Below are 12,346 nucleotides of genomic sequence, written 5' to 3' on the forward strand. Positions count from 1 at the left end.
ACTAGCCCGCGTGGATGCGGCGCGAGCGCTCCTCGAAGACCGCGGCTTCGCTTGCTTGGAGCCGCTCGAGGCGCACCGCGACGTGCTTGTGATAGGGCGTCGCCGCGATCGGATCGCAGTTGCCGCTGTCGGTGAGGGCGTTGACGCGAGGGCCGTTGGCCAAGCGTTCGCCATCACGGGTTGGGTAGGACTGGCCGTAGCCGTGCGGAAGCGCGAGCAGGCCGTGGCGCAGGCTGTCGTCCGCCTTGCAGCGGACCACGATCCGTCCTGCAGGCGACTTGACGGCGATCCACTCGCCGTCGCGCGCGCCCAGCTCCTCCAGATCCCTGGTGTTGATCAGAAGCGCGCCGTCGGGATCGTCGCGGCGCCAGGCCGGATCACGGAAAATCTGGTTGGCGTTGAACATGCGCCGCTGGCCGGCGGCGAGCACGAACGGATAGTCCCCGCGCGCGTCCGCAAAGGCCGGATCGAGCTGGCCCAGCCAATCCAGCAGCGGTGCGATCGCAAGGTGCACCTTGCGGTCGGGGTGGCTGATCAGCGACCACACCTCTTCGTAGGCATGCTCGGTGATAGCAGCGCCGCTGCGGCTGCCGACGATGGCATCGAACAGCGCGTCGCCAAGCTCGGCATCGCTCACATTGCCGTTCGGCCCGAGCGCGCGCCGGACCGCTTCCGGAGACCGCTTGGCGCAGGCGAGTGCGGCCTGCCAGAGCGGAGCGGCGGCTGCCGTGCCATCCGGCAGCGTCGCGCCAAGGGTGTGGTAGAGCACCAGCGCGCCGAGGGCCTTGGCTTGCGGGTTCGCGCCCATGAAGGTGCGTAGCGCCGCTGCGAAGGCAGGCCGCGAATGGAACGCTGCCTCGCGCACCGGCGCGAGCGCATTGTCGCCGGGCAAGAGTCCAAGCGCCCGCGCCAGCCTTGTGTAGATTTCGGGCTCCGGGAGCGTGCCCGGAAGCGGCGGCACCACACCGGGGCGGACATGGAAGAAGTTCTTCGGGAACTCGAAATTGAACAAGGTGAACTCGGTCTTCTCATATTGCGAGGCGGCCGGCAGCACGTAATGCGCAAGCCGCGCCGTCTCGGCCATGGCGACATCGACCACGACGCAGAGATCGAGCGCGGCGAGGGCCTTCTCGACCTCCGCGGTGTTGGCCGCCGTGTTGGCCGGGTTGGAGCTGTCGATCCACACCCCTCGCAGGCGATCGGGATGATCGCTCAGGACCGCTTGCGGGAAGATATTGGGCGGCAATAGTCCCGCGATCACCTCGGTGCCGGTGGCAGAGAATGTCTGGTTTGGCGAGTTGCCCCAGAGCGGCTGCAGCCAGCTATGGAGCTGGTTGGTGCCTTTCCGGCCAAAACTGCCGGTCAGCATGATCAGGAGCTTTTCCAGATAGGAATTGAGCGTCGAGTTGACGCCCTGCTGGATGCCGAGCTCGACGCGGACGGTCATCGCCTTGGCTTCCCCGATCATGTCGGCGCAGCGCTCGATCTCTTCGAGCGGGATATCCGCCGCTGTCGCCCATTGCGCGACGGGAATGCGGAGCAGCGCGTCCCTCACCTCCGCAAAGCCGGTCGTATGCCCGGCGATGAAGTCTTGGTCCAGCGCATGGCGGCGCACCAAGGTGGCGAGGATCGCCCCTAACAGGAATGCATCCGCGCCGGGTCGCACGGCCAGATGCAGATCGGCCATCTCGGCGGTCTCGGTGCGGCGCGGATCGATCACGATCAGCTTGCGCGCGGGATCTTTCCGGATCCGGTTCAGATGATCACGCGCATTCGGAAAGCCATGCGCGATCCAGGGATTGGCGCCGATCACGAACAGCAAATCGCAGTGATGCACGTCCTCGGCGGTGTGGCAGGTCTGGCTGCCGAACAGATGGCCGTTGACCCAGAAGTCGCCGGTCTTCTCCTGGGACAGCGCGCTGAACACGTGGCGCGAGCCGAGCGCGCGCAGGAAGGAGGTCGCGTAGGCGCCGCCGGCATGATTGCCCTGGCCGCCGCCGCCATAGAGCGCAAGGCACTGGCCGCCATGGCGGTCGACCAGCGCACGCAGCCGCGCGGCGATCTCGGAAATCGCGGTGTCCCAGTCGATGGCGTCAAAGCCTCCGTCCGCACGGCGCTTGAGCGGCGTGGTCAGGCGGTCGCGATGGTGGGCATAGAAGGGAATGCGCGCGGCCTTGTTGCAGAGATAGCCTTGCGACTTCGGATTGTCGCGGTCGCCGCGCACCTTGGCGATGCGGTCGCCCTCGATAAGGACCTCGACCCCGCAATTGACGTAGCAGATATTGCAAGCGGTCTTGCGCCACCCTGCATTCGACATCGCTAGCTCTCCTCCGGCCATGGACGGAGGCGGATATTAAATGATGGTCATCATAAAAACAACCAGATTGAGCCGCCCGGCCGCGGGGCGCGCCGGCGGTTCCATAGGTTGCCGAGGCCTACTTCGCCTTCCCGTGATTGGCGAGGCCGATCGGCCTGTAGTCGTAGGTCGGCTAGAACTCGGTGTGATAGGCGCCCCACTACGTCAACAGCTCTGTAGGGTGGGCAAAGGCGCGCAAGCGCGGTGCCCACCACTTCAGCCAGCGACACATTCAACTTCAGCGGTGGGCACGCGGAGCCTGTCATCGGGCGGCGCTTCGCGCCGACCCGTTGGCTTTGCCAACCCTACACGGCCATCGTTTTTGCCCGGTGAACGCAGCAGCCTCGTGTCGCACGGGCAACGAAAGGACTATTGCGCGGAATACTCTCCCGAAATGTCCTTGCCGGTGTAGTCGGTCATCAGGGCGGTCGCGATCACCGTGATCACGGCGCAGAACAAGATATAGACCGCGATCGCGGTCGCGGAGTGGTAGGTGCTGTACAGCCAGGTTGCGATCAGCGGTGCCGGCCCGCCGGCGATGACGGAGGCGAGCTGGTAACCGACCGAGGCGCCGCTATAGCGCAGCCGGCCGGTAAAGCTCTCAGCGATCAGCGCGGCCTGCGGCCCGTATTGCATGTCATGCGGCACCAGCGACAGGAAGATCGCGAGGAAGATGATCGGCTCGGAGCCGGTATTGACCATGGCGAAATAGATGAAGCCGAACACGCCGGTCACGACCGCGCCGATCAGATACATGTTCTTGCGCCCGATCTGGTCCGACAGATGGCCGAACACCGGGATCGACACGAACGACAAGACTGACGCGGCCAGCACGGCCGTGAGCAGGAAGTCGCGGGAGACGTGCAGCGAGCCGATGCCGTAGGAGAAGATGAAGGCGGTGAAGATGTAGAACGGCGCCTGCTCGGACATGCGCGCGAAGGCGGAAAGCAGGATCTCCTTCGGATGTTCCCTGAAGACGCTCAGCATCGGCGTGCGGTCGATCTTCTGCTCGGCGAGTAGCTTCGAGAACGTCGGCGTCTCCAGAATGCCGAGCCGGATATAGAGCCCGACCGCCACCAGTATGAGGCTCAGGGCGAAGGGAATACGCCAGCCCCAGGCGAGGAAACTGTCGCCGGACATCTGGCTGAAGGCGAGCACCGCGAGGTTGGCGAGGAACAGCCCGCAGGGCACGCCGAATTGCGGCCAGGAAGCGACCAGCCCGCGCGAGTTGTTGTTGCGCGCCCATTCCATCGACATCAAGACCGAGCCGCCCCATTCGCCGCCGACGCCGACGCCCTGGACGAAGCGCAGCACGGTGAGGATCACGGCGCCCCAGATGCCGATGCGCTCATAGGTTGGGACCAGCGCAACCGCAAAGGTCGCAAGTCCCATCAAGAGCAGGGTCGCGATCAGCGTCGATTTGCGGCCGATGCGGTCGCCGTAGTGGCCGAAGATCGCAGCCCCTATCGGGCGGGCGACAAAGCCGACCGCATAGATCGCAAATGCTTCCAGCGTCCCGACCCATGGATCGGAATGCGGGAAGAAGAGCTTTGCGAAGACAAGGCCAGTGACCGTCGAATAGAGGAAGAAATCGTACCACTCGATCGCCGTGCCGATGGTCGAGGCGATCACTGCACGGCGAAGCTGGACCTGATGTTCGGTGGAGCTGAGTGGGACCGGATCGGGATAGGCTGTGGTCATGATGCTGTCTCCTCCCTGCTGTTTCGAAGCGGCATTTTTTGCTTGTTATTGGTTGCCAACGAAACGCGAGCGAAGGTTGCCGGTTCCACTGGCATCCAACGGAACACTGGCATCCAGAAGGAGGAGGCGCAAGGCCGTTCGGCGCTGATGTTCGGCCGTCTGGAAGATGTGAAGCACGTCACACGCGTTTTGCATCGCACTCGTTATTAGCGGTTACGTACCAGCGGGATGCTCAATCGCGAGGGCAAAACCCATGTCGCCGCGGCGCAAGTTGTACTGGTGGTTCAGGTTTGTACTGTCCGGCCGGTTCCTCGAGACGTTTCTCAATCTGCGGAGCCGGCGCCCATAGCCGTGCCGTTTGCCAGGCCGGCCGGTCAGGCGGCGTTGATCAGCCGCTTGCAATAGGTGGCGCCGTTCGTCAGCGCGTCGCGGCCCTTCCAGGCGAGATAGGTCAGCTTCCCTGCCAGCGACTCATGGCTGCGCAGGCGGCGCGAGCCCAGCACGTGACCGACCTTCTCCGGGAAGCGGCTGACCTCGACCGCGACCAGCTCGGCGATCGCGTCCATCAGCTGCTTCAGCCGCACGCCCCATTCGGATTGATCGAACTGATCGATGCGAACCTTCAGCGCATATTCGGTGTCGTAGATCTCGGCGAGCAGATCGCGTGCAATCAGCACGCGGTTCTGCTTCAGCGCGATCCGTAGCGCGGCCCGGCCGTCGTCGATGCGGTCCAGGACCATCGAGACTGCGATCGCGTAGGGTGTGGCGGCGACGTCGGCCGCGTTCTTGGACGGCGCCGCCTTGGTCGCAAGCCGGACCAGCTGCCACTGCGTCTTCAGCCGCCTGCCGATCAGCGCGATCGCAAAGGGCAGGGCGTCGGCATTATCCTTGCCGAAGGCGTCGAGCCGCGCTGTCATCCGCGCCACTGCGCCGTCGTCGAACTTGCCGAACCTCTCGGGCAGGCCTTTGTTGAATTTGGCGATCGCCTCGCGTGCGCGTAGCGCATGCATGATCTTGACGAGATCGCCGAAGGCCGACCGCGCGGCCGTATAGGTCCCAAGCTTGGCGCGGGTCGCCTCGGCGCTAACGCGGTCGCCCAGCGTGCTTTCGAGATATTTGACCACCTTGGTCTGGAAGACGAACGCCGCTTGCCCTGCTTCCTTCTGCTTGTCGAGGGCGATCAGCTCCCTCATCTGCGTGTTGAAGTCGCGCGCCATGGTCGGCAACAGGTCGCGGTTGATCCATTCCCAGATCGGCGCCAGCGAGCCGCGCGGGATGCGACCCGAATTGGGGTGCTCGGGCGCCCCGTCGGTCAGGAGCGGATCGAGCGGTGCGAAGAAATAACGCGACGGCTGGCCTTCGCGATTTTGGGTCGAGCCATCCTTGCGGAATTCGGCGCGCAATTTGGCCTGGATATCGGCGGAGCCGGGCATGTCGACGCCGCTCAGCTCCAGCCTTTCCAGCTCGGCGAGGAGGCAGCTTCGCGTCAGCGGGGTCAGTCGCTGCAGAAAATCCCAAATCTTGTCGACGGGCATTCGGGGACCTGATTTTCCGGGAATTGATTCGGCAAAACGGACCCGCTAACCGAGCGAGCATTTATGACAGGGAAACATAGAAAGAGTTGGCGGCTGATTAATGTGTCTAGTGACACGAAACCAAACAGGAGCGCCGCGGGCCGGCCCGTCTCCGTAGAACTACGCAATTTTCGGTAAGGTTTCGCAACCTGTGCGAGGCAACTTGTATTCGCCTGCAATTTCAACGCGCAAGGCGGATCTGGGCCGTGGTGAATCCCGTAGTCTTACGGAACCAAAAATTAACCATGGCACAGCCAAGCTTTCGCTAAATAACCGACATGTCGCAGCAAGAAGACCGAGTCGCCGATTCGCATTTTTCGGACCGGAGGGAAACCCCGGCCAGCGAGCTCGATACGGCTGGATTGTCGGCGGCCCGCGCGCGCGCTGTGGAGGAAGCCGGCCACTCGATCGCGCGCCAGCTCAATGGACCGCTGACGGCGTTGTTGCTCTACATCGAAGAGCTCAGGCAGCATAGCCATCGTTTTTCACCGGAGCCAGGCCAGCGTGACCATCTGCAGAAGGTGGTCGAGAACGCGTGGCTGCAGACGGAGCGCGTCTGTGCGCTGGTCAAGCAAGTCGGCGGCACCGCGGCCGTAGCGCTCGTGCCGGCCAGGGGCGGATGGCGGGAACGGAGCGAGTGCGGCAATCAGAACGGCCGCCCGCCTGTTGCCGTGCCACTGTCGGATGCCGGCCAAAAGCCGCTGACCAGGCGGGAGCGCGAGGTCCTCAATCTGATCAGCGAGGGCTATTCCAACAAGCAGGGCGCGCTACGCATGCAGATCAGCCCGCGCACATTCGAGAGTCACCGGGCAGAGGCGATGCGCAAGCTCGGCGCGCGCAACACCGCGGATCTCGTCCGCGCGGCGCTCTTGCATCCCATCGATTGAAGTGACCGGTCGCTGATGTTTCGGCGCGGGGGCCGCGCAGCCGTTCAGAGATATTCTTCCGCAAGGCTGTCGAAACGCGGGCCGGGTCGCAGCACGGCAGGCCTGGCCTTCGGCGGCGCGGGGATCAGCGTGATGGTCCAGCGCGTCGGCATGCTCGACGAATGCTCAAGCACCGAGCGGACCAGCCCCGTGACGACAGTCCCGCCGGACTTGATGGTTGCAGTGCGGCCGTTGAATTGCGCGATACGAAAACGCCGGACTTCCTTCTGGTCCGCTGTCTCGAACGTGAACATGAAGCTCTCCTTTGCCTCATGCAATTATCGTCGCTCATTGTTAGCCAGAAATGAACATCCCACGCCGTACTAGTACGGTTGCGCGGTGCACGCGCTCTCCTCGCGCGCTCGTCACAGCCGGATTGATCGGGAGAGCAGAAAGCGAGGTGGGCGAGGCTTTTCGAAAAGCCTATTCCGCCGGGCCGAACACCGCCTCCATCTTGGTCTTCAGCGTGGCGGCGTTGAAGGGCTTGACGATGTAGTTGCTGACGCCCGCTTTCTTGGCGGCGATGACGTTCTCGGTCTTCGATTCCGCCGTGATCATGATGAACGGCGTCTTCGACAGCTCGGGGCTGGCGCGGACCTCGCGCAACAGGTCGTAGCCGGTCATCGGCTCCATGTTCCAGTCGGAGATCACGAGGCCATACTTGCGGGTCTGCATCTTGGCGAGCGCGGCCGAGCCGTCGCTGGCGTCGTCGACGTTGTCGAAGCCGAGCTGCTTGAGCAGGTTGCGGATGATCCGGATCATCGTGTTGTAGTCATCGACCACGAGGATGGGCATCGACAGATCAAAAGCCATGAACTTTAACTCCGCGCAGTTCGAAAACGGCCGAACACGAGCGAGACACTCGCGAAGTGGCGAATGGACGAAGCTCTTTCGGAACTCGCGCGCGTCAGCATTGTGACAATTATCAGTGGTCCTTGAACAGCGCGTTAATTCCCTGCCCAATAAATCGGCGCGTCCCAAATTGGGACTGCGGCCCCGCGGAGGGTGTGGAATCGCCGGTCAGCCCGTGCTTCGGCGCGGTGAATCCTCGGCCGTACAGCGCGGCCTCAACAGCCGCTCATATTGCGCCTTGACCGAGGCGTAGCATTCGCAGGCGGTCCTTGAGAGGCCATCGATATCGGTGATCTCGATGTGGCCGCGGCTGTAGTGGATGTAGTTCGCCTGCTGCAGGGTGCTTGCGACCAGCGAGACGCTGTTGCGCCGGGCGCCGATCATCTGAGCCATCGCCTCCTGCGTCAGCAAAAGCTTGACGCCGCCGGACAGGTCGTAGGTGTGCAGGAGGCATCGCGCCAGCCTCGATTCCACCGTGTGCGAGGCATTGCAGCCGGCCGTCTGCTGGACCTGTGCGTAGATCGCGAGCCCATGCCGGAGCAGCGTCGAGCGGAACGTGGCGCTCTGGTCGGCCGCCATGCGCAGCCGGTCGAGGTCGATCGTGGAGGCAGGTCCCGGCACCAGCACCACGGCGCTGTTGAGCGCGATCGCGTCCCCGAGCGCGGCGAACACGCCGAAAATGCTCTGGCGGCCGATCATGGCGATCTGCACATGCTCGCCGCGGGCGAGATCAACGACCAGCGAGATCACCCCGCGGTGCGGCAAGTAGGCGCGCCTGAGCGTTTCGCCGACGGTGACCAGCACGAGATCCTGCACCAGATCGACGGTCTTGAGATGCGGGCGGACCAACTCAAAATCATCCGCGCTCAGCGAGGACAGGAATCCATTCGGTGAACGAGGGGTCGTGTCCAAAGCCGTCTCCCGCCTCACGGGCAAATCAGGTCTCTGGGTCGCCGGCAGCCATGCGCAATAACAAGCATGAGCCTCGATTATTTCCTTGGCAAGAAAAAATCGTCCAAGAAATCGTCCAGGAAATCGCCCGAGAAAACGTTCGGAAATTGCCGGGAGAAAGCGCTGGACCCACGACAGGCCGGTGTCGCCGCCGGTGGGGGACATTGCCGGGGCGTGGGCAGCCGCGCTGTAGTGCCTGCTATCTGAAAAGATGCGCCTGCTTGGATTTAGCCGCGCGATAGCATTCGCACGACGTCTTCCGCAGCGCTTCCTGGTCAAGGATCTCGATATGCCCGCGGCTATAGCTGATCACGCCCGCCTGTTGCAGCGCGTGCGCGACGATAGACACCGCGTTGCGCTGGACGCCGAGCATGCGGGCCAGCAATTCCTGCGTCATCGGCAGCGCCTCCCCCTGCCACAGCTCGTGCGCGCGCAGGAGCCACCGCGACAGGCGTTCTTCCACCGAATGGGCGGCGTTGCAGGCGACCGATTGCTGTGCCTGCGCGAGCAGCGCCTGATGGTGCACGGCCAGCAATTGTCGCCATGCGATACTTTTATCGGCGATCATCTTCAGATCCGCGACCGCGAGGACCGAAGCCGCGCCGGGACAGAGCACCACAGCGTCGGTCAGCGCGACGGCGTCGCTTAGCGCTTCCGGCGCCCCGACGATACCGTCGTTGCCGAGCATCGCGACCTCGATGGCCTGTCCATCCGACAGGCTGACCGCGAGAGAGATGATGCCCGAATGCGGCAGCCAGACCTGGGCCAGCGGCCGGCCCGCTTCAACCAGGATAAAATCTCTTGTTAACTCAACAATCTGTAGATGCTGACGCGTCAGCTCAAAATCTGCCGCGGGCAGTGCTTGCAACAGGCGGTTGGGCGGACGCTGGTCTGAAGGCATGAAAAACAAACAGTCCCGCCGAGCTGGGCGGGAATTTTCGGTCGAACGTGGGTGGTGTGATGAAGCTAGAGAACCTCGTTCCACGATGCAATTGCGGAAAGCAGATGAGGTGTATCACCGGCCCTATACACGTTGGAGGGCAGACAGGCTGCGCCATTTGCGGCGGAAATGAGATTTGCGCGCTGATTCGCTGCCGAAAAGCCGAGTACGATCAACGCGGGAACCAAGGAAGCGCATGGACGAGCGGAAGGAGACCGCTATGCGCCGCATACTGGTGGTGGATGACGATCCGCATGTCGGCCAGGCCATCGGCGTCTGGCTCAAGCATTACGGCTTTCGCGTTTCGGCCGCCGATAGCGGACCAGGCGGTCTTGCCGCGCTCGACGAAGCGAGCTTCGATCTGATGATCGTCGACGTCTTCATGCCGCAGATGAGGGGTTTTGAGGCCATCCGGCTGTTCCACGAACGTGCCCCCACGGTGCCGCTGGTTGCAATTTCCGGCTACGCCTTCCCGGAATGGGAAACGGCCGCGCCCGAATTTCTCCGGCTTGCCACGCGGCTTGGTGCCACGCGCTGCCTGCGCAAGCCGTTCAAGCCCGTTACCCTGCTCGGTGTCATCGACGAATGCCTCAAGGAGGCCGATCCGCATCGGCGACAGGTCGTGACGCTGGGGACCGTGACCGGCGCGCTGCAGGCAACCCTCGACAACACAAGATACGGCGGTGCGGGCCTTGCAATGCCTGCCGCCACCGGGCGCGCTGGCGGGAGGCCGTCGTGACCTCGAACAGAATGGCGGCGCGGGCGTTAGTCGGAGGACGGCGGAGGGCGCCGCAGTCGGCGTAGGCATATTGGAAGGAAAGGAGACTGGCGTGCAGCAGGATTCCGGCTTTGCCAATCATTCACAGGATGCGACGCCGCGGCGAGATGACATGGCGCGCGTTCTCGTCGTGGACGACGATCCGATGGTCTGCATGGCCATCGAGGTCTATCTCGAGCGGCACAATTTCCAGGTGATCATTGCCGACGGCGGCGACGCGGGGCTCAAGGCTCTCGAGGACAGCTCCTTCGACCTGATGATCGTCGATATCTTCATGCCGCACATGCGGGGCTTCGAATCGATCCGGATCTTCCACGAGCGCGCGCCGACGATCCCGCTGATTGCGATGTCGGGTTACGCCTTCGCCAACCTCAACACGCCCGCGCCGGACTTCCTGCGGATGGCGCTCGAGCTCGGCGCGTCGCGCTGCCTGCGCAAGCCGTTCACACCAGCCGCGCTGCTCGCGGTCATCAATGAATGCTTGTCAGAGGCGAGGGAGCGCTATCCGAACAAGGTGCAGCTGAGATAGTGGCACCGCCAGTCAGGGAGGCGACGTCGACCCTCCAGCAGCGATCCATGATGCCTTCGTCGCCTGAATCGGCCGACGAGCGGATGCGGCGGGCCGCCATCGTGGGCCAGCTCGCGGGCGGCATAATCCATGACTTCAACAACGTGCTCACCGTCATCACCGGGATGATCGACATCCTGTCGGAAGCGGTCGCCGACAAGCCACAGCTTGCGGCGGTGACGCGGCTGATTGACGAGGCCGCCAGCCGCGGCGCCGCGCTGACCTCGCGGCTGCTCGCCTTCGCGCGCGGCCTGCCGGCGCAACCCACCGAAGTTGATGTCAGCGCGCTGCTCGACGAGACAAGTCGCCTGTTGCGGCCGACGCTTGGCGGCATCGAGATGGCCGTGGTGACGCCTGCCGATCTGCCGCCGGCGCTGGCAGACGCGGGCCAAGTCATGGCGGCTGTGCTGAGCCTTGCGATCGCCGCCTGCAACGCCATGCCCGAAGGCGGTGCGCTCACGCTCACGGCCGAGATGCGCCGGATACAGACGGGCGCTGCGGCGTCCGGAGCCACGCGCGGGGCGGACCAAGATGCGATCGTGATCGCGCTCCACGCGCATGGTTATGGAGACGCTGCGCAACATCCCGACCAGATCTTTACCGAGGTCGGCATGGCCGAGGAATTCGTCGCGCCATCCGCGGGGCATGTGGTGATCCTAGCGCCGGCAGGCACGAATGCGTGCGTCGAAATTCTCCTGCCGAAAGCCTCCGACACGCCGGCATGGTTAGCAGACAGCTAAGCCGACCGCGCAAAACAAGCGGTTCGAACTCACGATCCCGCACACGCGAATCCCAATTGCATCAACGATCTTGTTGATTAATAGCGTCGCTCTTTTTCACGCAATCAGAAACGCAATGCGAATCGATCGGTTAGCGCGCGATTAGTATTAACAACGGCGGCGCGGGTACTTCCGCAATTTGCTGGGCCCGATTTAACCAACGGGTAGCACCTCGCGAACAGTCTGGCACGGTCGCCGACCAGAACGTGTCGGTGATGCGTCACTTGTGTTCATCCAGAAGGAAACCAATATGTCTGGTATCGTCCTCTCGGCGGCAGTCCGCCAGAATTTGCTCTCGCTGCAGTCGACTGCTTCGCTGCTCGCCACCACCCAGAATGACCTCGCCACCGGCAACAAGGTCAACTCGGCCCTCGACAACCCGACCAATTTCTTCACGGCTCAGGGCCTGGATAACCGCGCCAGCGACATCGGCAACCTGCTCGACTCGATCGGCAACGGCGTGCAGGTGCTGCAGGCCGCCAACACCGGCATCACTTCGCTGCAGAGCCTGGTCGCCTCCGCCCAGTCGATCGCCAACCAGGTGTTGCAGGCGCCGACCGGCTACTCGACCAAGTCCAATGTGACGTCCGCCACCATCACCGGCGCGACCGCCAACAACCTGCTCGGCACCGGCACCGCGGCCACCAACGCCGTTGCGACCGGCACGAGCGCGATCACGACGATCAACCTCTCCAATACTCCGGCGACCAACGCCAAGGTCACCAGCACGGTCAACCTCTCGGCTGGCCTTACTGACCCGGGCTCCACCATCTCCTTCACCATCAACACCCACACCGTAACCCTGGCCACCGGCTCTGGTACCGGCACTTCAGGCGCCTTCACGCTCGCCAATATCGAGAGCGCGATCAATACACAGGTCGGCACCAGCGCAAGCGTCGCGGCCACCGACGATGGCGCAGG

11 protein-coding genes and 1 pseudogene are annotated in these 12,346 nt (G+C 63.7%); 5 read left to right on the forward strand and 7 right to left on the reverse strand.

Features of this window, described 5'->3' with window-relative positions:
• Nucleotide 1: 1 nt before the first annotated feature.
• The 3 genes from VKR55_RS06350 to VKR55_RS06360 form a co-directional block, all read right to left on the reverse strand.
• Entirely contained in the window at nt 2-2,317 is a 2,316-nt protein-coding gene (locus VKR55_RS06350; RefSeq protein WP_324400862.1) for a molybdopterin-dependent oxidoreductase, read from the reverse strand.
• A gap of 408 nt (nt 2,318-2,725) precedes the next feature.
• Complete coding sequence (locus VKR55_RS06355; RefSeq protein ID WP_324400864.1) at nt 2,726-4,057, reverse strand: MFS transporter; 1,332 nt, start codon at nt 4,055-4,057, stop codon at nt 2,726-2,728.
• Nucleotides 4,058-4,431: 374 nt separating this feature from the next.
• Nucleotides 4,432-5,592: a hypothetical protein gene (locus VKR55_RS06360; protein WP_324400866.1), complete on the reverse strand. Its 1,161-nt coding sequence runs from the start codon at nt 5,590-5,592 to the stop codon at nt 4,432-4,434.
• Nucleotides 5,593-5,909: 317 nt separating this feature from the next.
• Here VKR55_RS06360 and VKR55_RS06365 point away from each other — a divergent pair, with 317 nt between their 5' ends.
• Nucleotides 5,910-6,518: a helix-turn-helix transcriptional regulator gene (locus VKR55_RS06365; protein ID WP_324400869.1), complete on the forward strand. Its 609-nt coding sequence runs from the start codon at nt 5,910-5,912 to the stop codon at nt 6,516-6,518.
• 44 nt (nt 6,519-6,562) lie between these two features.
• Here the strand turns inward: VKR55_RS06365 and VKR55_RS06370 are convergent, their stop codons facing one another.
• The 4 genes from VKR55_RS06370 to VKR55_RS06385 all read right to left on the reverse strand — a co-directional run bounded on the left by VKR55_RS06370 (nt 6,563) and on the right by VKR55_RS06385 (nt 9,261).
• Nucleotides 6,563-6,811, reverse strand: a complete 249-nt coding sequence (locus VKR55_RS06370) for a hypothetical protein (protein ID WP_324400871.1) — start codon at nt 6,809-6,811, stop codon at nt 6,563-6,565.
• Between the two features lie 169 nt (nt 6,812-6,980).
• Nucleotides 6,981-7,370: a response regulator gene (locus tag VKR55_RS06375; protein WP_324400873.1), complete on the reverse strand. Its 390-nt coding sequence runs from the start codon at nt 7,368-7,370 to the stop codon at nt 6,981-6,983.
• Nucleotides 7,371-7,577: 207 nt separating this feature from the next.
• Entirely contained in the window at nt 7,578-8,321 is a 744-nt protein-coding gene (locus VKR55_RS06380; RefSeq protein ID WP_324400875.1) for a Crp/Fnr family transcriptional regulator, read from the reverse strand.
• A gap of 238 nt (nt 8,322-8,559) precedes the next feature.
• Complete coding sequence (locus VKR55_RS06385) at nt 8,560-9,261, reverse strand: Crp/Fnr family transcriptional regulator (protein ID WP_324400877.1); 702 nt, start codon at nt 9,259-9,261, stop codon at nt 8,560-8,562.
• 259 nt (nt 9,262-9,520) lie between these two features.
• On the opposite strand from VKR55_RS06385, the pseudogene VKR55_RS06390 reads away from it, so the two are divergent.
• The 4 genes and pseudogenes from VKR55_RS06390 to VKR55_RS06405 form a co-directional block, all read left to right on the forward strand.
• Nucleotides 9,521-9,892, forward strand: a pseudogene (locus VKR55_RS06390) (response regulator); the annotation flags it as partial.
• 298 nt (nt 9,893-10,190) lie between these two features.
• Nucleotides 10,191-10,607, forward strand: a complete 417-nt coding sequence (locus VKR55_RS06395; RefSeq protein ID WP_324400885.1) for a response regulator — start codon at nt 10,191-10,193, stop codon at nt 10,605-10,607.
• A 47-nt stretch (nt 10,608-10,654) separates the two neighbouring features.
• Nucleotides 10,655-11,386, forward strand: a complete 732-nt coding sequence (locus tag VKR55_RS06400) for a histidine kinase (protein WP_324400879.1) — start codon at nt 10,655-10,657, stop codon at nt 11,384-11,386.
• Between the two features lie 289 nt (nt 11,387-11,675).
• On the forward strand, nt 11,676-12,346 hold a 671-nt coding region (locus VKR55_RS06405), incomplete at its 3' end, for a flagellin N-terminal helical domain-containing protein (protein WP_475386418.1).

This window comes from Bradyrhizobium sp. (assembly GCF_035309285.1).
Classification (GTDB): Bacteria; Pseudomonadota; Alphaproteobacteria; order Rhizobiales; family Xanthobacteraceae; genus Bradyrhizobium.

What these genes read in the sequence shown, in the direction of transcription:
- VKR55_RS06350 (WP_324400862.1), bottom strand. Translation starts at nt 2,317, where the DNA reads ATGTCGAATGCAGGGTGGCGCAAGACCGCTTGCAATATCTGCTACGTC.
- VKR55_RS06355 (WP_324400864.1), bottom strand. Translation starts at nt 4,057, where the DNA reads ATGACCACAGCCTATCCCGATCCGGTCCCACTCAGCTCCACCGAACAT.
- VKR55_RS06360 (WP_324400866.1), bottom strand. Translation starts at nt 5,592, where the DNA reads ATGCCCGTCGACAAGATTTGGGATTTTCTGCAGCGACTGACCCCGCTG.
- VKR55_RS06365 (WP_324400869.1), top strand. Translation starts at nt 5,910, where the DNA reads ATGTCGCAGCAAGAAGACCGAGTCGCCGATTCGCATTTTTCGGACCGG.
- VKR55_RS06370 (WP_324400871.1), bottom strand. Translation starts at nt 6,811, where the DNA reads ATGTTCACGTTCGAGACAGCGGACCAGAAGGAAGTCCGGCGTTTTCGT.
- VKR55_RS06375 (WP_324400873.1), bottom strand. Translation starts at nt 7,370, where the DNA reads ATGGCTTTTGATCTGTCGATGCCCATCCTCGTGGTCGATGACTACAAC.
- VKR55_RS06385 (WP_324400877.1), bottom strand. Translation starts at nt 9,261, where the DNA reads ATGCCTTCAGACCAGCGTCCGCCCAACCGCCTGTTGCAAGCACTGCCC.
- VKR55_RS06395 (WP_324400885.1), top strand. Translation starts at nt 10,191, where the DNA reads ATGGCGCGCGTTCTCGTCGTGGACGACGATCCGATGGTCTGCATGGCC.
- VKR55_RS06400 (WP_324400879.1), top strand. Translation starts at nt 10,655, where the DNA reads ATGATGCCTTCGTCGCCTGAATCGGCCGACGAGCGGATGCGGCGGGCC.